This is a genomic window from Pseudomonas sp. NBRC 100443, assembly GCF_030268185.1.
GTDB lineage: Bacteria > Pseudomonadota > Gammaproteobacteria > Pseudomonadales > Pseudomonadaceae > Pseudomonas > Pseudomonas citronellolis.
Genome location: NZ_BSQE01000013.1, coordinates 81,841 through 102,546, shown reverse-complemented (window position 1 = coordinate 102,546; position 20,706 = coordinate 81,841). Strand labels below are relative to the sequence as shown.

18 protein-coding genes are annotated in these 20,706 nt (G+C 67.1%); 16 read left to right on the top strand and 2 right to left on the bottom strand.

Annotated elements, in window-relative coordinates; all coding sequences use genetic code 11:
- Positions 1 to 3 precede the first annotated feature (3 nt).
- Positions 4 to 1,005: an ArsR/SmtB family transcription factor gene (locus QSJ95_RS18110; protein WP_043313171.1), complete on the bottom strand. Its 1,002-nt coding sequence runs from the start codon at positions 1,003 to 1,005 to the stop codon at positions 4 to 6.
- A 302-nt stretch (positions 1,006 to 1,307) separates the two neighbouring features.
- On the opposite strand from QSJ95_RS18110, the gene tkt reads away from it, so the two are divergent.
- The 8 genes from tkt to QSJ95_RS18070 all read left to right on the top strand — a co-directional run bounded on the left by tkt (position 1,308) and on the right by QSJ95_RS18070 (position 9,122).
- Complete coding sequence (tkt, locus tag QSJ95_RS18105; RefSeq protein ID WP_285644305.1) at positions 1,308 to 3,305, top strand: transketolase; 1,998 nt, start codon at positions 1,308 to 1,310, stop codon at positions 3,303 to 3,305.
- A gap of 112 nt (positions 3,306 to 3,417) precedes the next feature.
- Positions 3,418 to 4,467 carry an erythrose-4-phosphate dehydrogenase gene (gene epd, locus QSJ95_RS18100; RefSeq protein WP_285644303.1) on the top strand — a complete coding sequence of 350 codons (1,050 nt, stop codon included), beginning with the start codon at positions 3,418 to 3,420 and terminating at the stop codon, positions 4,465 to 4,467.
- Positions 4,468 to 4,494: 27 nt separating this feature from the next.
- A complete protein-coding gene (locus QSJ95_RS18095) occupies positions 4,495 to 5,658 on the top strand; it encodes a phosphoglycerate kinase (protein WP_285644301.1) in 1,164 nt (387 codons plus the stop codon).
- A gap of 104 nt (positions 5,659 to 5,762) precedes the next feature.
- Complete coding sequence (locus QSJ95_RS18090) at positions 5,763 to 6,104, top strand: MliC family protein (protein WP_009613662.1); 342 nt, start codon at positions 5,763 to 5,765, stop codon at positions 6,102 to 6,104.
- A 93-nt stretch (positions 6,105 to 6,197) separates the two neighbouring features.
- Positions 6,198 to 7,262 (top strand): class II fructose-bisphosphate aldolase, encoded by a 1,065-nt coding sequence (gene fba, locus QSJ95_RS18085; RefSeq protein WP_009613660.1) that lies wholly within the window; start codon positions 6,198 to 6,200, stop codon positions 7,260 to 7,262.
- A gap of 71 nt (positions 7,263 to 7,333) precedes the next feature.
- Positions 7,334 to 7,756 (top strand): hypothetical protein, encoded by a 423-nt coding sequence (locus tag QSJ95_RS18080; RefSeq protein ID WP_009613658.1) that lies wholly within the window; start codon positions 7,334 to 7,336, stop codon positions 7,754 to 7,756.
- A gap of 42 nt (positions 7,757 to 7,798) precedes the next feature.
- Entirely contained in the window at positions 7,799 to 8,569 is a 771-nt protein-coding gene (locus QSJ95_RS18075; protein ID WP_043268462.1) for a class I SAM-dependent methyltransferase, read from the top strand.
- Positions 8,570 to 8,630: 61 nt separating this feature from the next.
- Positions 8,631 to 9,122, top strand: a complete 492-nt coding sequence (locus QSJ95_RS18070) for a M48 metallopeptidase family protein (RefSeq protein WP_043268464.1) — start codon at positions 8,631 to 8,633, stop codon at positions 9,120 to 9,122.
- Between the two features lie 505 nt (positions 9,123 to 9,627).
- On the opposite strand, the gene QSJ95_RS18065 is transcribed toward QSJ95_RS18070, so the two are convergent.
- Positions 9,628 to 12,060, bottom strand: coding sequence for a penicillin-binding protein 1A (locus QSJ95_RS18065; protein WP_009613652.1), 2,433 nt, complete (start codon positions 12,058 to 12,060; stop codon positions 9,628 to 9,630).
- Between the two features lie 185 nt (positions 12,061 to 12,245).
- Here QSJ95_RS18065 and QSJ95_RS18060 point away from each other — a divergent pair, with 185 nt between their 5' ends.
- The 8 genes from QSJ95_RS18060 to QSJ95_RS18025 are packed head-to-tail and all read left to right on the top strand — an operon-like array spanning position 12,246 to position 20,601.
- The gene (locus tag QSJ95_RS18060; protein ID WP_009613650.1) at positions 12,246 to 13,310 is read left to right on the top strand and encodes a pilus assembly protein PilM; all 1,065 of its coding nucleotides are present in this window, start codon (positions 12,246 to 12,248) and stop codon (positions 13,308 to 13,310) included.
- Positions 13,310 to 13,909, top strand: a complete 600-nt coding sequence (gene pilN, locus QSJ95_RS18055) for a type 4a pilus biogenesis protein PilN (protein WP_009613648.1) — start codon at positions 13,310 to 13,312, stop codon at positions 13,907 to 13,909. Before QSJ95_RS18060 ends, pilN begins: the two co-directional genes overlap by 1 nt.
- Positions 13,906 to 14,562, top strand: coding sequence for a type 4a pilus biogenesis protein PilO (pilO, locus tag QSJ95_RS18050; RefSeq protein WP_009613645.1), 657 nt, complete (start codon positions 13,906 to 13,908; stop codon positions 14,560 to 14,562). Before pilN ends, pilO begins: the two co-directional genes overlap by 4 nt.
- The gene (gene pilP, locus QSJ95_RS18045; RefSeq protein WP_009613643.1) at positions 14,559 to 15,083 is read left to right on the top strand and encodes a type 4a pilus biogenesis lipoprotein PilP; all 525 of its coding nucleotides are present in this window, start codon (positions 14,559 to 14,561) and stop codon (positions 15,081 to 15,083) included. The genes pilO and pilP overlap by 4 nt, the downstream gene beginning before the upstream one ends.
- Positions 15,084 to 15,139: 56 nt before the next feature.
- Positions 15,140 to 17,233, top strand: a complete 2,094-nt coding sequence (locus QSJ95_RS18040) for a type IV pilus secretin PilQ (protein WP_058488152.1) — start codon at positions 15,140 to 15,142, stop codon at positions 17,231 to 17,233.
- 8 nt (positions 17,234 to 17,241) lie between these two features.
- Positions 17,242 to 17,760, top strand: a complete 519-nt coding sequence (gene aroK, locus QSJ95_RS18035; RefSeq protein WP_024128057.1) for a shikimate kinase AroK — start codon at positions 17,242 to 17,244, stop codon at positions 17,758 to 17,760.
- A gap of 51 nt (positions 17,761 to 17,811) precedes the next feature.
- Positions 17,812 to 18,918, top strand: a complete 1,107-nt coding sequence (aroB, locus tag QSJ95_RS18030; protein WP_285644292.1) for a 3-dehydroquinate synthase — start codon at positions 17,812 to 17,814, stop codon at positions 18,916 to 18,918.
- A gap of 6 nt (positions 18,919 to 18,924) precedes the next feature.
- Positions 18,925 to 20,601 (top strand): AAA family ATPase, encoded by a 1,677-nt coding sequence (locus QSJ95_RS18025; RefSeq protein WP_069863126.1) that lies wholly within the window; start codon positions 18,925 to 18,927, stop codon positions 20,599 to 20,601.
- Positions 20,602 to 20,706 lie beyond the last annotated feature (105 nt).

Below are 20,706 nucleotides of genomic sequence, written 5' to 3'. Positions count from 1 at the left end.
TCTTTACCGGTGGGTGAGGACGCTTCGCGAATCCGGCTTGGCGAAATGCCGCACCTGGATCTGAAAGCCATTACGTAAACCAATGTACAAGCTCTCGCCGGGGGCGAGCCCCGCGGCATCGGCCCAAAGGGCCAGGTCTTCCTGTTCGAACCCCAGCCAGAGGTCCCCGCAGGCTTCGCGGGCCCAGCTCTGATCGTGGCTGCACAGTTCGGTCACCAGCAGGCTGCCGCCCGGCTTCACCAGGCGCGCCAGCTGGCGCAGGGCCTCGGCGGGCGCCGCGAAATGGTGCAGCACCATGTTCAGCACCACGCAGTCGGCCGGTTCGGCGGCGTCCTGCAGGGCGTCGGCCAGGTCCAGCCGCACGTTCGTCAGCCCTGCCTCCAGGCAGCGCCGGCGGGCCAGGTCGAGCATGGCCACGCTGTTGTCCAGCGCGGTCACCCGCGCGAAACGCCGGGCCAGCTCGGGGAGGAACCCGCCGTCGCCGGGGCCGACTTCCAGCGCCGTGGCGCCGGGGGCGAAGCTCAGTGCGTCGAGCAGCGCCAGAACGCTTTCACGGTATTGCGGCAGCCCCGCGATCAGGTCCTGCGTGGCCTGGAACTTCTCCGCGCTGCGGGCGAAGTAGTCGCGGCTCACCGCGGCGCGCTGGGCATGCACCGCGGCGACGCGGGCGTCCACCTCGGGCGGCAGCGCCAGCTCGTCCACTTCCGCCAGCAGCGCCCCGTGCAGCTTGCCGCCGAGGCTGTCGGCCTGGGGCAGGGCGCGGCGGTAGAAGATCGCGTTGCCTTCGCGGCGCGTCGCCACCAGGCCGGCCTGGGCCAGCACCTTCAGGTGGTGGCTCATGCCCGACTGGCGGATGGCGAAGATCTGCGCCAGCTCCAGCACGCCGAACGAATCGTTGGCCAGCACCCGCAGCACGTTCAGCCGCAGCGGGTCGCCGCCGGCCTTGCACAGCGCGGCCAGCTCGTCGCAGGCATCGTGGCGGATCAGGGGCATGCGCAGGCTCATAGGGGGCGGAGTCTAGAGCCCCGGGAGGATGCTGGCAACGGCTGTATCAAAAAGTTTTGATATTGGAGACGGAAGGTAGCGGCAATGCCAGGACTGCAGGAGCGAGCTTGCTCGCGAACCGGCCTGGCACGGCGCTTGTTCGCGAGCAGGCTCGCTCCTGCCAAAGGCGGCTCGCGCCAGAAACCTGCCGCCTGTAGCCTGCGGCCCGATTGTCATTGCCCCGCGATGGCCGGCTGGGCGAAAATGGCCGCCTTTTTTCATCCCTTCGATCAATCGAAGCAGCCCCCGCAGGAGATTCAGCGATGCCCAGCCGTCGTGAGCGAGCCAATGCCATCCGCGCACTGAGCATGGATGCCGTGCAGAAAGCCAACAGCGGCCACCCAGGCGCCCCCATGGGGATGGCGGACATCGCCGAAGTGCTCTGGCGCGACTACCTCAAGCACAACCCGGGCAACCCGCAGTGGGCCGACCGCGACCGCTTCGTGCTGTCCAACGGCCACGGCTCGATGCTGATCTACTCGCTGCTGCACCTGACCGGCTACGACCTGGGCATCGAGGACCTGAAGAACTTCCGCCAGCTCAACTCGCGCACCCCGGGCCACCCGGAGTACGGCTACACCGCGGGCGTGGAGACCACCACCGGCCCGCTCGGCCAGGGCATCGCCAACGCCGTGGGCATGGCCCTGGCGGAGAAGGTGCTGGCCGCGCAGTTCAACCGCGAAGGCCACGGCATCGTCGACCACTACACCTACGCCTTCCTCGGCGACGGCTGCATGATGGAAGGCATCTCCCACGAGGTCGCCTCCCTGGCCGGCACCCTGCGCCTGAACAAGCTGATCGCCTTCTACGACGACAACGGCATCTCCATCGACGGCGAGGTCCACGGCTGGTTCACCGACGACACCCCGAAGCGCTTCGAAGCCTACGGCTGGCAGGTGATCCGCAACGTCGACGGCCACGACGCCGACGAGATCAAGACCGCCATCGAGACCGCGCGCAAGAGCGACGCCCCGACGCTGATCTGCTGCAAGACCGTGATCGGCTTCGGCTCGCCGAACAAGCAGGGCAAGGAAGAGTGCCACGGCGCGCCGCTGGGCAATGACGAGATCGTTGCCACCCGCGCCGCCCTGGGCTGGAACCACGGCCCGTTCGAAGTCCCCGCCGAGATCTACGCCGAGTGGGACGCCAAGGAAGCCGGCGCCGCCCGCGAGGCCGAGTGGAACCAGCGCTTCGCCGCCTACCAGGCTGCGCACCCGGAGCTGGCCGCCGAGTTCCAGCGCCGCGTCAAGGGCGAACTGCCGGCCGACTTCGCCGAGCAGGCCGCGGCCTACGTCGCCGAAGTCGCCGCCAAGGGCGAGACCATCGCCAGCCGCAAGGCCAGCCAGAACGCGCTGAACGCCTTCGGCCCGCTGCTGCCGGAACTGCTCGGCGGCTCCGCCGACCTGGCCGGTTCCAACCTGACCCTGTGGAAGGGCTGCAAGGGCGTGACCCCCAGCGACGCCTCGGGCAACTACGTGTTCTACGGCGTGCGCGAGTTCGGCATGAGCGCCATCATGAACGGCGTGGCCCTGCACGGCGGTTTCATCCCCTACGGCGCGACCTTCCTGATCTTCATGGAATATGCCCGCAACGCGGTGCGCATGTCCGCCCTGATGAAGCAGCGCGTGCTCTACGTGTTCACCCACGACTCCATCGGCCTGGGCGAGGACGGCCCGACCCACCAGCCCATCGAGCAACTGGCCAGCCTGCGCCTGACGCCGAACCTGGACACCTGGCGCCCGGCCGACGCAGTCGAGTCCGCGGTGGCCTGGAAGTACGCCATCGAGCGCAACGACGGCCCCTCGGCGCTGATCTTCAGCCGCCAGAACCTGCCGCACCAGGCGCGCGACGCCGAGCAGCTGGCCAACGTCGCCCGCGGCGGCTACGTGCTCAAGGACTGCGCCGGCGAGCCGGAGCTGATCCTGATCGCCACCGGCTCGGAAGTCGGCCTGGCCGTGCAGGCCTACGACAAGCTCAGCGCCGAAGGCCGCCAGGTGCGCGTGGTCTCCATGCCCTCCACCAGCGTCTTCGAGCAGCAGGACGCCGGCTACAAGCAGGCCGTGCTGCCGGTGCAGGTCGGCGCGCGCATCGCCATCGAGGCCGCCCATGCCGACTACTGGTACAAGTACGTGGGCCTGGAAGGCCGCGTGATCGGCATGACCACCTTCGGCGAGTCGGCCCCGGCGCCGGCGCTGTTCGAGCACTTCGGCTTTACCGTCGAAAACGTGCTCGCGGTTGCCGAAGAACTCCTGGAAGACTGAAAAGACGCTGGAGGCTGGAGGCTGGAGGCTGGACGACAAGCGGCGCCGAGCTGCTGTTTCGTCCAGCCTCCAGCCTCCAGCTTTCGAGCGGCTTGTGATTAGGCAGGCCCGAATGCCCCGGAATCCGTCCTACCGTGTCGCCCTCAATGGCTACGGCCGCATCGGCCGCTGCGTGTTCCGCGCCCTGCACGAGCGCGGCGCGAAGGCCGGCTTTTCCATCGTCGCGCTGAACGACCTGGCCGACCTGCCGAGCCTGGAATACCTGACCCGCTTCGACTCCACCCACGGCCGCTTCCCCGGCGAGGTGAGCGTGGCCGACGGCTGCCTGCACGTCGGCGGCGACTGCGTGAAGGTGCTGCGCCAGGCCGAGCCCGAGGCCATCGACTGGGCGGCGCTGGACGTCGACCTGGTACTGGAGTGCTCCGGCGTCTACCACAGCCGCGCCGATGGCCAGCGCTTCCTCGCCGCCGGCGCGCCGCGGGTGCTGTTCTCCCAGCCTATGGCCAGCGAGGCCGACGTCGACGCCACCGTGGTCTTCGGCATCAACCAGCAACAGCTGTCCGGCGCCGAGAAGCTGGTCTCCAACGCTTCCTGCACCACCAACTGCAGCGTGCCGCTGCTCAAGCTGCTGAACGAGGCCGTGGGCATCGAGTACGTCTCGATCACCACCATCCACTCGGCGATGAACGACCAGCCGGTGATCGACGCCTACCACCACGAGGACCTGCGCCGCACGCGCTCGGCCTTCCAGTCGGTGATCCCGGTATCGACGGGGCTGGCAAGGGGCATCGAGCGCCTGCTCCCGGAACTTGCCGGGCGAATCCAGGCCAAAGCCATCCGGGTGCCGACGGTGAACGTCTCGGCCCTGGACATCACCCTGCAGGTTTCCCGCGACACTTCCGCCGCGGAAATCAACAGGGTGCTGCGCGAGGCCGCCGGCAGCGGGCCGCTCAAGGGCCTGCTGGACTACACCGAGCTGCCCCACGCCAGTTGCGACTTCAACCACGACCCGCACTCGGCGATCATCGACGGCAGCCAGACCCGCGTTTCCGGGCCGCGCCTGGTGAACCTGCTGGCCTGGTTCGACAACGAGTGGGGCTTCGCCAACCGCATGCTCGACACCGCGGGGCACTTCCTGCGGGTCGCCGCCAGCGAACGTTAAACAACCAGCCCAGACAGGACTGATGTCATGACCGTTTTGAAGATGACCGACCTCGACCTCCAAGGTAAGCGCGTGCTGATCCGCGAGGACCTCAACGTGCCGGTGAAGGACGGCGTGGTGAAGAGCGACGCCCGCATCCTGGCCTCGCTGCCCACCATCAAGCTGGCCCTGGAGAAGGGCGCGGCGGTGATGGTCTGCTCGCACCTGGGCCGGCCCACCGAGGGCGAGTTCTCCGAGGAGAACAGCCTCAAGCCGGTCGCCGACTACCTGAGCAAGGCCCTGGGCCGCGACGTGCCGCTGGTGCGCGACTACCTCGACGGCGTCGAGGTCAAGCCGGGCGAGCTGGTTCTGTTCGAGAACGTGCGCTTCAACAAGGGCGAGAAGAAGAACGCCGACGAGCTGGCGCAGAAGTACGCCGCGCTGTGCGACGTGTTCGTCATGGACGCCTTCGGCACCGCCCACCGCGCCGAGGGCTCGACCCACGGCGTGGCCAAGTTCGCCAAGGTCGCCGCGGCCGGCCCGCTGCTGGCCGCCGAGCTGGACGCCCTGGGCACGGCCCTGGGCAACCCGGCCCGGCCGATGGCGGCCATCGTCGCCGGCTCCAAGGTTTCCACCAAGCTCGACGTGCTCAACAGCCTGGCGCAGATCTGCGACCAACTGATCGTCGGCGGCGGCATCGCCAACACCTTCCTCGCCGCGGCCGGCTACAAGGTCGGCAAGTCGCTGTACGAGGCCGACCTGGTCGACACCGCCAAGGCCATCGCGGCCAAGGTCAGCGTGCCGCTGCCGGTCGACGTCGTGGTGGCCAAGGAGTTCGCCGAAAGCGCCGTCGCCACCGTCAAGGCCATCGCCGACGTCGCCGACGACGACATGATCCTCGACATCGGCCCGCAGACCGCCGCGCAGTTCGCCGAGCTGCTGAAGTCGTCGAAGACCATCCTGTGGAACGGCCCGGTGGGCGTCTTCGAGTTCGACCAGTTCGGCGAAGGCACCAAGACCCTGGCCCTGGCCATCGCCGAGAGCCCGGCGTTCTCCATCGCCGGCGGCGGCGACACCCTGGCGGCCATCGACAAGTATGGCGTGGCCGAGCGGATCTCCTACATTTCCACCGGTGGCGGCGCCTTCCTCGAGTTCGTCGAGGGCAAGGTCCTGCCGGCCGTGGAAGTGCTGGAGCAACGCGCCAAGCAGTGAGCCTGGCGGCGTCCGACCCCCGGTGAATGCCCCTGAACCGGGGCGCCGGCGCGGCGCGGGGCTGAATGGACATACGGCATCGCCGTGAGAGGGAGAATTGCCCGATGAAGCGTTACCTCGCCGCCCTGGCCCTGGGCGCCCTGCTGGCCGGTTGCTCCAGCCACCCCGCGGGAAGCGGCGCCGGCACCGCCAAAGGCGGCTGGAACCACTGGACCTGCGACAGCGGCGCCGTGGTGATCTGGCGCTACGTCGAGGGCACCCGCTCGTCGGTGGTGGACCTGCGCCTGGGCGAGGACGACGTCGTCCATCACCTGGAGGAGGAACCCGGCGGGTCCGGTGCTTTCTATAGTGACGGACTGGTCGGTTTCAGCATCACCGGCGACCAGGGGCTGATCTACTGGGTGGAAAGCAACGACCTGATCGGCCGCGGCTGCCGCGCACGCTAGCACCGCGCGGCGCAACAGACTTGAATGCGGCCTGCCCCTGCGGCAGGCTGTCGAACCATAGAACGAGCCCAACTTCCTGGGAGAAGTGAAAACATGGCACTCATCAGCATGCGCCAAATGCTGGACCACGCCGCCGAGTTCGGCTACGGCGTCCCGGCTTTCAACGTCAACAACCTCGAGCAGATGCGCGCCATCATGGAAGCGGCCGACAAGACCGATTCCCCGGTGATCGTGCAGGCCTCGGCCGGCGCCCGCAAATACGCCGGCGCGCCCTTCCTGCGCCACCTGATCCTGGCGGCCATCGAGGAATTCCCGCACATCCCGGTGTGCATGCACCAGGACCACGGCACCAGCCCCGACGTATGCCAGCGCTCCATCCAGCTGGGCTTCAGCTCGGTGATGATGGACGGCTCGCTGAAGGAAGACGGCAAGACCCCGGCCGACTACGAATACAACGTCCGCGTGACCCAGCAGACCGTGGCTTTCGCCCATGCCTGCGGCGTCTCCGTGGAAGGTGAGCTGGGCTGCCTGGGCTCCCTGGAAACCGGCATGGCCGGCGAGGAAGACGGCGTCGGCGCCGAAGGCGTGCTGGACCATAGCCAGCTGCTGACCGACCCGGAAGAAGCCGCCGACTTCGTCAAGAAAACCAAGGTCGACGCCCTGGCCATCGCCATCGGCACCAGCCACGGCGCCTACAAGTTCACCAAGCCGCCGACCGGCGACATCCTCGCCATCGACCGCATCAAGGCGATCCACGCGCGCATCCCGGGCACCCACCTGGTGATGCACGGCTCCTCTTCGGTGCCGCAGGACTGGCTGGCGATCATCAACGAATTCGGCGGCGAAATCCCGGAAACCTACGGCGTTCCGGTAGAAGAAATCGTCGAAGGCATCAAGTACGGCGTGCGCAAGGTGAACATCGACACCGACCTGCGCCTGGCCTCCACCGGCGCCATCCGTCGCTTCCTGGCGCAGAACAAGAGCGAGTTCGACCCGCGCAAGTACTTCGCCAAGACCATCGAAGCCATGCGCGACGTGTGCATTGCCCGCTACGAAGCCTTCGGCACCGCCGGCCACGCCTCCAAGATCAAGCCGATCTCCCTGGAAGCCATGTTCCAGCGCTACGCCAAGGGCGAACTGGAGCCGAAGATCAACTGATCCGGCCCCGCCCCTGAAGAGCCCCGCCCCGGCGGGGCTCTTTCGTATCCATGCCAGACACAGAGGCTGCCATGCGTTGGCTCGTTCCCCTGCTGATGCTCCTGCTCGCCGGTTGCGCCGCGCAGCCGCCCGGTGCGCCCGCGCCCGCCGCAGCCCCCGCGCCGCGAGCGTCGGCGGTCGACCTGCCGGTGGATGCGCAGAACTGCCTGAGCCACACCGAGTGCACGCTGAAGACCTCGCGCTCGCTGCTGTTCGTCTTCGACTACGCCGCGGCCGGCGCGCCCCTGGTGGTCAGCGAAGGCCGCCTGCTGAGCACCCCGGAGAAGGCGCCGAACAAGGGCTGGCCGGCGCTGCGTATCCAACTGGCCGAGCCCGATGGCGGGCGCTTCGAGTTCCACAGCCAGTGCCGGCAGAAGCGCTGCCGGATCAGCGAAGCCAGGCTGCTCGCCTGCTACCGCGACTACCTGGAAGGCAAGGCCTGCCGGCTGCGCTGAGTGTGCTATACCGGAGGGCGACACCGTACAGGAGAGCCGTCCATGGATAGCGTCCACGCCAGCGCCCAGCAGGGCTTCGGCCAGGAAGCCCAGACCTACGCCCACGGGCGCCCCGAATACCCCGACGAGCTGCTCGGCTGGCTCGACGGCAGCCTCGGCATCAAGGCCGGCAGCAAGGTGGCCGACCTCGGCGCCGGCACCGGCAAGTTCACCCGCCTGCTGCTGCGCACCGGCGCCGAAGTGACCGCCATCGAGCCGGTGGCGGCCATGCGCGAACGCCTGCACGAGGAGCTGCCCGACGTGCGTGTGCTGGAAGGCACCGCCCAGGGCATGCCGCTGGCCGACGCCAGCCTGGACGCGGTGCTCTGCGCCCAGGCCTTCCACTGGTTCGCCAAGCCCGAGGCGCTGCGCGAGATCCATCGCGTGCTGCGCCCGCGCGGCCACCTGGGGCTGGTATGGAACGTCCGCGACGAGCGGGTGGACTGGGTCGCCGAGCTGACCCACATAGTCGCGCCCTACGAGGGCAGTACCCCGCGCTTCCACACCGGCGAATGGCGCCGGGCCTTTGCCGACGCGCCCTTTGGCCCGCTGCAGTTGCGCGAATTCAGCTACCGCCACGTCGGCCCGCCGGAGCAGGTGATAGTGGCGCGGACGCTGTCGATCAGCTTCATCGCCGCGTTGCCGGCGGAGCAGAAGGCGCGGGTCGAGCAGCGCCTGCAGGAACTGATCGCCACCCACCCGGCGCTCAAGGGCCAGGCCGAGGTGGCCTTCCCCTACCGCACCGAGGCCTATTCGGCGGTGGTGCTGGACTGAGCCTGCGAAGGGGCGCGCGGATCGGCTAGACTGCGCGCCCCGTCACCGCGAACCGACCTTCATGCAACCGCTCCGCTACCTCCAGGCCTACCCGCAACAGCTGCAGGACCAGGTCCGCCAGCTGATCGCCGAGGACCGCCTGGGCGACTACCTGCAGCGCCGCTACCCCGGGCGCCACGAGGTGCAGAGCGACAAGGCGCTGTACGCCTACGCCATGCAGCTCAAGCAGGAGCACATGCGCAACGCGCCGGCGGTGGACAAGGTGCTCTACGACAGCAAGCTGGACGTGGTGCAGCGCGCCCTGGGGCTGAACACCGCGATCTCGCGGGTGCAGGGCGGCAAGCTGAAGGCGAAGAAGGAAATCCGCGTGGCCTCGCTGTTCAAGGATGCGGCGCCGGAATTTCTCAGGATGATCCTGGTGCACGAACTGGCGCACCTGCGCGAGCGCGACCACAACAAGGCCTTCTACCAGCTCTGCGAATACATGCTGCCGGGCTATCACCAGCTGGAATTCGACCTGCGCGTCTACCTGACCTGGCGCGAACTGGACTGAACTTCCGGCGCCTTGCGCGCCACGGAGGCCGGGTTGCCGCGGGAAGCTCCCGGCGATCGGATGGGGGTCGACCGCACAGGAGCCTTCCCCCGCCGCATCCGGAGAGTAATCAAAAGATTTGGCATATTGCCATCAGTCTTTTCGGAATTTTTTCCCATTTGGGGGAAAAATCGTCGCGGACGTAAGGTGGATCACCTGCGGCTTCGGTGTACTGGCTCTCCTTCGCACCCTCTCCCCAGCCCTCTCCCTGAAGGGAGAGGGAGCCGTACGGTGCTGCCGGTTAGTTCTGAGTCACCCCGCAAGTCCGCTATTTCCGGCGAGCGTCGAACTAACGCTTCACACGGAACGGTCCCCTCTCCCTTCAGGGAGAGGGTTAGGGAGAGGGAACGGCGCCAAGCCATAGCACCGAAGCCCCAGGTGAGCACCGGCCTCCTAAAAGAGCCCCCTACGAAAAACGCCGTCCCCCCTCAGGAGAACGGCGTTCCCGTAAAGCCCGCGCAGGCGATCAGAACAGATCCATCGGCGCGCCTTCGTCGGCCGGCAGCGGCGTGCCCGGCGCGCCGCTGCCCAGTTCGCTCATGGGCGGCGGGGTGTCTTCGCTCTTGAACAGCTCGAAGTAGGCGCCCGGCGTGCCCGGCGGCGCGGCGCGGCCGCTGAGCGGGTCGATGCGCAGGCTGACCAGGCCGGAGGGCTCGGGCAGCGTGTGCGAGGGCTTGTCCTTGAGCGCCGCGCCCATGTAGCGCATCCAGATCGGCAGCGCCACGTTGCCGCCGAACTCGCGGCGGCCGAGGCTTTCCGGCTGGTCGAAGCCGACCCACACGGTGGTCATGTAGTCGGCGTTGAAGCCGGAGAACCAGGCGTCCTTGGAGTCGTTGGTAGTGCCGGTCTTGCCGGCCAGGTCGTCGCGCTTGAGGGCCAGGGCGCGGCGGCCGGTGCCGCGCTTGATCACGTCCTGCAGCATGCTGGTCATGATGTAGGCGGTGCGGGCGTCGATGATGCGCTCGGCCGGGGTCGGCTCGATGGTGGTCCTGGCATGGGCCGGGTCGTTGTCCTCCGCCGGCGCGGCGACGGGCTGCGCGGCCTCCTTGTCGGCGACCTGCGGGTTGTCCTCCACCGGCACGCTGGGCGGGTTGGCCTGGTACAGCACCTGGCCGTCGCGGCTTTCGATGCGGTCGACCACGTAGGGGCTGATCTTGTAGCCGCCGTTGGCGAAGGTGCTCCAGGCGCCGGCGATCTCCAGGGGCGTCAGGTTCGCGGTGCCCAGCGCCATGGACAGGTTCGGCGGCAGTTCCTGGGCATCGAAGCCGAAGCGGCTGATGTACTGGCGCGCGCGTTCCACACCCAGGGCCTGCAGGGTGCGGATCGAGACCATGTTGCGCGACTTGTACAGCGCCTCGCGCAGCGGGATGGGGCCGAGGAAGGTGTTGGTGTCGTTCTTCGGCCGCCAGACCTTGTCCAGGTACTCGTCGACGAACACGATGGGCGCATCGTTGACCAGGCTGGCGGCGGTGAAGCCGTTGTCCAGCGCGCAGCTGTAGATGAACGGCTTGAAGCTGGAGCCGGGCTGGCGCTTGGCCTGGACGGCGCGGTTGTAGCTGCTCTGCTCGAAGGAGAAGCCGCCGACCAGGGCCATGATGGCGCCGTTGTCCGGGTTCAGCGAGACCAGCGCGCTCTGCGCCGCCGGCACCTGGGTCAGGCGCAGGGCGCCGTCGTCCTTGCGCTGCACGCGGATCAGGTCGCCGGGCTGCAGCACGTCGCCGGGCTGGCGCGGCGCCGGGCCCATGCTGTTGCTGCTGAGGAAGGGGCGGGCCCACTTCATGTTGTCCCAACTGATGGTGTCGTCCTTGCCGTCACGGGTGACGACCATCACGCCGCTCTTCTCCACGCGGGTGACGATGGCCGGCTCCAGGCCGCCGATCGGGCGCTGCTGGGCCACCGCCAGGCGCCAGGCATCCAGCGACTTGCCCGGCATGCGCGCCTCGGGGCCGCGGTAACCGTGGCGCTGGTCGTATTCCTGGAGGCCTTCGCGCAGGGCGTCGTTGGCGTACTGCTGCAGGTCGCTGCGCACCGTGGTGTAGACCCGGTAGCCCTCGGTGTAGGCGTTGCCGCCGTAGCGGCCGACCATTTCGGCGCGGGCCATCTCGGCGATGTACGGGGCTGCCAGTTCCGGGCTCGCCACGTGGTAGGAGGCGCCCACCGGCTCGGCGACGGCTTCCTGGTAGCGGGCCTGGTCGATGAAGCCGAGCTTGTACATCCGCTCGAGGATCCAGTTGCGCCGCTCCATGCTGCGCGCCACGTTGGCCAGCGGGTTGTAGCGCGAGGGCGCCTTGGGCAGGCCGGCGATCATCGCCATCTGCGCCAGGCTCAGGTCCTTGATCGACTTGCCGTAGTAGACCTGGGCGGCGGCCTCGATGCCGTAGGCGCGGTTGCCGAGGTAGATCTTGTTGACGTACAGCTCGAGGATCTCGTCCTTGGTCAGCTCGCGCTCGATCTGCAGGGCCAGGAGGATCTCGGTGATCTTGCGCGAGAAGCTGCGCTCGTTGGTCAGGAAGTAGTTCTTCGCCACCTGCATGGTGATGGTGCTGCCGCCGGTCTGGATGTGACCGGTCGACAATAATTGCGCGGCAGCGCGCATAAGGCTCTTCACGTCCACGCCATAATGATTGGCGAAATTGTCGTCCTCGGCCGACAGAAGGGCGTGAATGAAATCCGGCGGGATGTCAGCGAAACGGATAGGCGTGCGGCGCATCTCGCCGAACTCTGCTATCAATTTGTTATCACTGCTGTAAACCCGCAACGGAATCTGCAGCTGCACGTTGCGCAGGGCGTCGACCGAAGGCAGGCTGGGGCTCAGGTACAGGTAGGCGCCACTTAAACCGAGCAGCACTCCACAAAAAAGGGTGACGCAAGTCCACCACAGAAACTTCAGCAGGCGCATTGGCAGGTCTTGGATTTCCAGGGAAAAGAGAGAGTTAAGCGAAAGGCGCGGCGAAAAGGGAAAAGCTGATCACATTATAAGCAGTTTTTTTGCCAGCGAGCTATTTGCGCGGGTGTCAAGTCTGGTATCTAATGTCAAAAAACATAAATCGTCCGTAAGTCTCGGATGCTGATAGGAAATCAGTCGTGCTAGGGCTCTTCACTAAGAAAGCGAACACACTGCTGGGGATCGACATCAGTTCGACTTCGGTCAAACTCCTCGAGTTGAGCCGTTCGGGCGGGCGCTACAAGGTAGAGGCCTACGCCGTAGAGCCGCTCCCGCCGAACTCGGTGGTCGAGAAGAACATCGCCGAACTGGAGGGGGTCGGCCAGGCGCTGTCGCGGGTGGTCGCCAAGGCGCGCACCGGCGTGAAGACGGCTGCCGTGGCGGTCGCCGGCTCGGCGGTCATCACCAAGACCATCGAGATGGACGGCGGTCTTTCCGAAGACGAGCTGGAGAACCAGCTCAAGATCGAAGCCGACCAGTACATTCCCTATCCCCTGGAGGAAGTCGCCATCGACTTCGAGGTCCAGGGCGTATCCGCGCGCAACGCCGAGCGCGTCGACGTGCTGCTGGCGGCCTGCCGCAAGGAGAACGTCGAGGTGCGCGAGGCCGCGCTGGCCCTGGCCGGGCTCACCGCCAAGGTGGTGGACGTCGAGGCCTACGCGCTGGAGCGCGCCTTCGGCCTGCTCGGCGACCAACTGGGCGGCAACGCCGACGAGCTGACCGTCGCGGTGGTCGACATCGGCGCCACCATGACCACCCTCAGCGTCCTCCACCACGGCCGCACCATCTATACCCGCGAGCAGCTGTTCGGCGGGCGCCAGCTCACCGAGGAGATCCAGCGCCGCTATGGCCTGTCGGTGGAAGAAGCCGGCCTCGCCAAGAAGCAGGGCGGTCTTCCGGATGACTACGACAGCGAAGTGTTGCAACCGTTCAAGGATGCGGTGGTGCAGCAGGTTTCGCGCTCCCTGCAGTTCTTCTTCGCCGCGGGCCAGTTCAACGACGTCGACTACATCCTGCTCGCCGGCGGCACGGCTTCCATCCCCGACCTGGACCGGCTCATCCAGCAGAAGATCGGCACCCCGACGCTGGTGGCCAACCCCTTCGCCGACATGGTGCTGAGCAACAAGGTGAATGCCGGGGCGCTGGCCAGTGACGCGCCGGCGCTGATGATTGCCTGCGGTCTGGCGATGAGGAGTTTCGACTGATGGCACGCATCAACCTACTGCCATGGCGGGAGCAGCTGCGCGAGGAGCGCAAGCAGCGCTTCCTGGTCGCCCTGGGTGGCGTGCTGCTGGTGTCCGGCGGCCTGGTGTTCCTCGGTGACCAGTACTTCAGCTCGGCGATCGAGAACCAGAGCGCGCGCAACGACTTCCTGCGCAAGGAAATCGCCGTGCTGGACGCCCGCATCAAGGAGATCAGCGAGCTGAAGACGCGCCGCCAGCAACTGCTGGAACGGATGAAGATCATCCAGGACCTGCAGGGCAACCGGCCGATCATCGGGCGCGTCTTCGACCAACTGGTGCGCACCCTGCCCGATGGCGTGTACTACACCGGCCTGAAGATGAACGGCCACACCATCGCCATCGCCGGCGCCGCCGAGTCCAACAACCGCGTGTCCAACCTGATGCGCAACCTGGACGCCTCCGACTGGCTGACCTCGCCCAACCTCACCGAGGTCAAGGCGGTCACCCAGGGCGCCGTCGACCAGGCCAACACCTTCCAGCTCACCGTGCAGCAGACGCAGCCTGGCGAGAAGGTCAAGGAGCAGGAGAAGAAGACAGTCGCGCAAGGAGCCAAGAAATGAGTCTGGCCGATTCCCTGCAAAGCCTGCGCAAGATCGACATCAACGAGCTGGACTTCAACAACGTCGGTTCCTGGCCCGCCGCGGCCAAGGTGATCGCCGGCGCGCTGCTGATGGTGCTGGTGCTGGTGCTCGGCTACCAGTTCCACCTCAAGGACCTGCAAGGCGAGCTGGACCAGCGCCGGGCCGAGGAAGAGACGCTCAAGCAGCAGTTCGGCACCAAGGCCTTCCAGGCGGCCAACCTGGAAGCCTACAAGAACCAGATGAAGGAGATGGAAGAGTCCTTCGGCGCGCTGCTGCGCCAGCTGCCCAGCGACACCGAGGTGCCCGGGCTGCTCGAGGACATCACCCGCACCGGCCTGGGCAGCGGCCTGGAGTTCGAGGAAATCAAGCTGCTGCCGGAAGTCACCCAGCAGTTCTACATCGAGCTGCCGATACAGATCAGCGTGGTCGGCGGCTACCACGACCTGGCGACCTTCGTCAGCGGCGTGGCCAGCCTGCCGCGGATCGTCACCCTGCACGACTTCGAGATCAAACCCGTGAGTGCGGACAGTACCACCAAGCTGCGCATGACCATCGTGGCCAAGACCTACCGCTACAACGACAAGGGCGTGCAGGCCAAGCCGGCGGCCAACAAGGCGGGGGCGAAGAAATGAACAAGCGCCTGATGCTGTGTGGCCTGTTGCTGCTGAGTCTGAATGGTTGCGGTTCGGGGGGCGATTTCGCCGACCTGCAGGCGTACATGGACGAAGTCCGTGCGCGGCCCAAGGGCTCCATCGAGCCGCTGCCCAAGTTCCAGCCCTACGAGGCCTTCACCTACAACGCCTCGTCCCTGCGCAGCCCGTTCCAGCCGCCGGTGAAGATCGACCTGGCGATCAAGCAGAAGGGCTCCAAGGTGGTCAAGCCCGACGAAACGCGGGTCAAGCAGTTCCTCGAAGGTTTCAACATCGAGACCTTCGAGATGGTGGGGACACTGTCCAACCAGGAGGGTACGTTCGCCCTGGTCCGCGGTGCAGGAGGGGTGCACCGGGTCAAGGTGGGGGATTATCTGGGGCGCAACGATGGGAAGATCGTTTCCATCAGCGAAGGCAAGATCGATGTAGTCGAGATCGTTCCTGATGGTGAGGGTGGCTGGCTCGAACGTCCGCGCAGCCTGACTCTCAAGGAGCGCTCCTAAGGGCGGGGATGACCATGGATAACAAACTGCTGTCTGCACGACGGATACAGACGACGATGAACAGAACTATGACCCGCCTGGGCTTTGCCCTGTTGGCCGGCCTTTTCGCGCCGAGCCTGCTCGCCGCCAACCTGCAGCGCGTCGACGTGGCCTCGCTGCCGGGGGATCGCGTGGAGCTCAAGCTGGGCTTCGACGAGCCGGTGGCCGCGCCGCGTGGCTACACCATCGAGCAGCCGGCGCGCATCGCCCTGGACCTGCCGGGCGTGCAGAACAAGCTGGGCAGCAAGAACCGCGAGCTGGGCGTGGGCAACGCGCGCAGCCTGACCGTGGTCGAGGCCAAGGACCGCACCCGCCTGATCATCAACCTGACCACCCTGGTGCCGTATTCCACCCGCGCCCAGGGCAACGACCTGATCATCCTGGTCGGCCAGGGTGGCGGCGCGCCCGCCGCGGCGGCCAGCTCCGCGCCGAGCGCGGCCCCGGCCTATGCCGCGGCGCCTCGCCCGGCGCAGCCCAAGCCCTACGTGCCGGTGGGCAAGGCGATCCGCAACATCGACTTCCAGCGCGGCGAGCAGGGCGAGGGCAATGTGGTCATCGACCTGTCCGACCCGAGCGTCAGCCCGGACATCCAGGAGCAGGGCGGCAAGATCCGCCTGGACTTCCCGCGCACCCAGCTGCCCGACAGCCTGCGCGTGCGCCTGGACGTGAAGGACTTCGCCACTCCGGTGCAGTTCGTCAACGCCTCGGCGGCCGGCGACAAGGCCAGCATCGTCATCGAGCCCAGCGGCCTGTACGACTACCTGGTGTTCCAGACCGACAACCGCATGACCGTCAGCATCAAGCCGATGACCGCCAACGAGGCCGAGAAGCGCAAGAAGGACAGCTTCGCCTACACCGGCGAGAAGCTGTCGCTGAACTTCCAGGACATCGACGTGCGCTCGGTGCTGCAGCTGATCGCCGACTTCACCGACCTCAACCTGGTGGCCTCGGACACCGTGCAGGGCAACATCACCCTGCGCCTGCAGAACGTGCCCTGGGACCAGGCGCTGGACCTGGTGCTCAAGACCAAGGGCCTGGACAAGCGCAAGGTCGGCAACGTCCTGCTGGTGGCGCCGGCCGACGAGATCGCCGCGCGCGAGCGCCAGGAGCTGGAAGCGCAGAAGCAGATCGCCGAACTGGCGCCCCTGCGTCGCGAACTGATCCAGGTGAACTACGCCAAGGCTTCCGACATCGCCAAGCTGTTCCAGTCCGTGACCGGCACCAGTTCCGGCCCGGGCGCCCAGCCTGCCGCCGGCACCGACAACCGTGGCTCCATCACCGTCGACGACCGCACCAACGCCATCATCGCCTACCAGACCCAGGACCGCCTGGACGAGCTGCGCCGCATCGTCTCGCAGCTGGACATCCCGGTACGCCAGGTGATGATCGAGGCGCGCATCGTCGAGGCCAGCGTCGACTACACCAAGGAGCTGGGGGTGCAGTGGGGTGGTTCGCTGAATAATCGCGGCAACTTCAACATCACCGGTGGTACTGGTGGTACCAGCAGTGCGAATACCTTCGTCGATCTGGGCGTCAGCACCGCGTCCCCGACCTCCGGTATCGGCATCGGCTTCGTCACCGACAACACCACCCTGGACCTGCAGCTCAACGCCATGGAGAAGACCGGCAACGGCGAAGTGGTGTCGCAGCCGAAGGTGGTCACCTCGGACAAGGAAACCGCGAAGATCCTCAAGGGCTCGGAGATTCCCTACCAGGAAGCCAGCTCCAGCGGCGCCACCTCGGTGTCCTTCAAGGAGGCCGCGCTGTCCCTGGAGGTCACCCCGCAGATCACCCCGGACAACCGCATCATCATGCAGGTCAAGGTGAACAAGGACGAGCCCGACTACCAGAACGCGCTGCTCGGCGTGCCGCCGATCAAGAAGAACGAGGTCAACGCCAAGGTGCTGGTCAACGACGGTGAAACCATCGTCATCGGCGGGGTGTTCTCCAACACCCAGACCAAGACCACCTCCAAGGTCCCGTTCCTCGGCGACGTACCGGTCGTCGGCCGCCTGTTCAAGAACGACTATGTGACGGACACCAAGAACGAGCTTCTGGTTTTCCTCACTCCCCGGATCATGAATAATCAGGCCATTGCCATCGATCGTTGATCAATGCCGTGCCCAATTTGATTCTGGTAGGCCCGATGGGTGCTGGAAAGAGCACCATCGGGCGTCTTCTTGCCAAAGAGCTGCACCTCGACTTCAAGGACTCCGACAAGGAGATCGAACAGCGCTGCGGAGCCAACATCCCCTGGATCTTCGACGTCGAGGGGGAGGCTGGCTTTCGTGAGCGGGAAAGCGCCATGCTCGCCGAGCTCTGCGACGGCGACGGCGTGGTGATCGCCACCGGCGGCGGCGCCGTGCTGCGCGAGGCCAACCGCGCCGCGCTCAAGGCCGGCGGCAAGGTGGTCTACCTGCACGCCTCGGTCGACCAGCAGATCGCCCGCACCGCCCGCGACAGGAACCGGCCGCTGCTGCAGAAGCCCAACCCGGGGCAGATCCTGCGCGACCTCATGGCCCTGCGCGATCCGCTGTACCGGGAGATCGCCGACGTGGTGGTGGAAACCGACGAGCGGCCACCGCGCCTGGTGGTGCTGGAGATACTCGATCGCCTGCGCAGGCTGGAGCGCCATTAAAGGGCGCGCGGTTCTGCGTTATCCTAGTGCCCTTTCCTGTCTGGGGGCTTCATGCGCACACTCACTGTCGATCTCGGCGACCGCAGCTACCCGATCCACATCGGCGAAGGGCTGCTGGACGATCCGCGTCATTTCGCGCCGCATATCCGTGGGCGGCAGGTCGCCATCGTCACCAACGAGACCATCGCGCCGCTGTACCTGGCGCGCCTGCAGAAGACGCTGGCCGACTACGCGCAGATCGCCGTGGTCCTGCCCGATGGCGAGGCGTACAAGCAGTGGGAAACCCTGCAATTGATCTTCGATGCCCTGCTGCAGGCGCGGCATGACCGCAAGACCACCCTGATCGCCCTTGGCGGCGGCGTGGTCGGCGACATGACCGGCTTCGCCGCGGCCTGCTACCAGCGCGGTGTCGATTTCATCCAGGTGCCGACCACCCTGCTGTCCCAGGTGGATTCCTCGGTGGGCGGCAAGACCGGTATCAACCACCCGCTGGGCAAGAACATGATCGGCGCCTTCTACCAGCCGCAGGCGGTGGTGATCGATGCCGCCTCGCTGCGCACGCTGCCGGCGCGCGAGCTGTCCGCCGGCCTGGCAGAGGTCATCAAGTACGGCCTGATCTGCGACGAGTCTTTCCTCGCCTGGCTGGAAGACAACGTCGACGCGCTGCTGGCGCTCGACTCCGCCGCGCTGGCCGAAGCCATCGAGCGCTCCTGCGCGGCCAAGGCCCGGGTGGTGGGCGCCGACGAACGGGAATCCGGGGTGCGCGCCACCCTGAACCTCGGCCACACCTTCGGCCACGCCATCGAGACCCACATGGGCTATGGCGTCTGGCTGCACGGCGAAGCCGTGGGTGCGGGAACCGTGATGGCACTGCAGGTGTCGCATCTGTTGGGCTGGCTGACCGCCGCCGAGCGCGACCGTGGCGTGCGCCTGCTGCAGCGGGCGAAACTGCCGGTGGTGCCGCCGAAGGAAATGAGCGCCGGGGATTTCCTCGAGCACATGGCGGTGGACAAGAAGGTGCTCGACGGCCGTCTGCGCCTCGTATTGCTGAAAGGGCTGGGGGATGCGGTGGTCACTGCGGACTTCCCTCGTGAGATTCTGGAAGAAACCCTGCGTACTGATTACCAGGCCCTGGTCGATCAGTTAGGAGAACATTGAGGTCCCATGTCCAGCTTGCATGCCGATGAGGCCTTCCTGGCCCACTACCAGTTCAGCCACGACCCCTTCGCTCCGCGGGTTCCTGGCTTCAAGTTCTTCCCGGCACAGCGCAAGCCGGTGCTGGGCCAACTGCACCACCTGGCGCGCTACAGTCACCTGCTGCTGGCGGTGACCGGCCCCCTGGGCAGCGGCAAGACGTTGCTGCGCCAGGCCCTGGTGGCCAGCACCAACAAGGATGCGGTGTCCAGCGTGGTGATCTCCGGCCGCTCGGCGGCCGACGAAGCCACCCTGATGCGCCAACTGGCCCAGGGCCTGGGCATCACTCAGGTGAGCATCGAGGCCATCCTGGCCAAGGTCGCCCAGCTGGCGATCACCGGGCAGGACGTCTACCTGCTGGTGGACGATGCCGAGCAACTGCGTGACGGCGCCCTGGAAGTGCTGCTGTTGCTGGCCGCCGGCAACAGCGAGGCGCGCCTGCACGTGTTCCTGTTCGGCGAGCCCGAGCTGCTGTCGCGGCTGGAGGCGCTGTCCGAGGGCGAGGAGCGCTTCCACGCCATCGAGCTGCAGCCCTACAGCGAGGAAGAAACCCGCGAATACCTGGCGCAGCGCCTGGAAGGCGCAGGGCAGGGCGCCGAGCTGATTTCCGACGACCTGCTGGCCGACATCCACGAGCAGTCCGGCGGCTGGCCGGGTTCGATCAACCAGGTGGCCCGCGACGCCCTGATCGAGGCGATGCTGGCCGACCGTGGCGGCGCCCGCAAGGCCGCCCCCGGCGCCAGCCTGCGCCTGCCGAAGAAACATCTGCTGATCCTCGGCGTGGTCGCCATCGGCGTGGTCGCCGCCTGGTTCATGCAGGGCCGCACCAGCAAGCCGGATAGCGCCGCCACCCAGGCTTCCGCGCAGTTGCCGATGGGTTCCGCCGCGCAGCCGGGCGCCGCCCAGGCGCCGGCCTCGGGCTCCGGTCCCTCGGTGGAGTTCGCCGGTTCCAACCAGCCGGTGCCGCTGCCGCTGGTGGGCGAGGCCCAGCCGGTCATCCGCGAGCCCATGGCCCAGGCCGGTGGCCAGGAAGACGCCGACGAAGGCGCCATGCCCGCGCCTGGCGTGCCGCCGACCGTGACCACCTCCGCACCGCCGCTCGCGCCGCTGGCCGGCAAGAGCGCGCCGCAACCGCTGAACCCGGTGCCGCCGGCGCCGAGCGTGGCGAGTGCTCCGGCGCAGCCGGTGGTTTCCGCGCCGGCACCGGCCCCGGTCAGCAAGCCGGTGGCCAAGGCCGAGCCGGTAAAACCGGTCGCTAAGCCCGCGGCCAAGCCGGCAGAACCCAAGGCCGTGGCCAAGGCTGCGCCGAGCAAGCCTGCGGCCCCGGCCAAGGCCAGCGCCGCCGCCGGTGGCGCCGGTAGCCAGTGGTATCGCTCGCAGCCCGCGGGGAATTATGCTGTGCAGGTGCTGGGCACCGGCTCCGAGGCCAGCGCCAAGGCCTATATCAGCAAGCAGGGCGGCGGCGAGTACCGCTACTTCCGCAAGACCCTGCAGGGCAAGCCCTTCTACGTGGTGACCTACGGCAGCTTCCCCAGCCGCGCCGCCGCCGTGGCCGCGGTGAAGAGCCTGTCGGCCAAGGCCCAGGGCGGCAAACCCTGGCCGCGCACCTTCGCCAGCATCCAGCAGGAAATCGCCAGCGCCCGCTGACGCGCTGTCGCAAAAATGAAAACCCGCCGGTCACAAGCACGACTGGCGGGTTTTTTCTTTCAGGAATGCGACATCCAGTTTCAGCCTCTCGCCAAAAATTTGTGA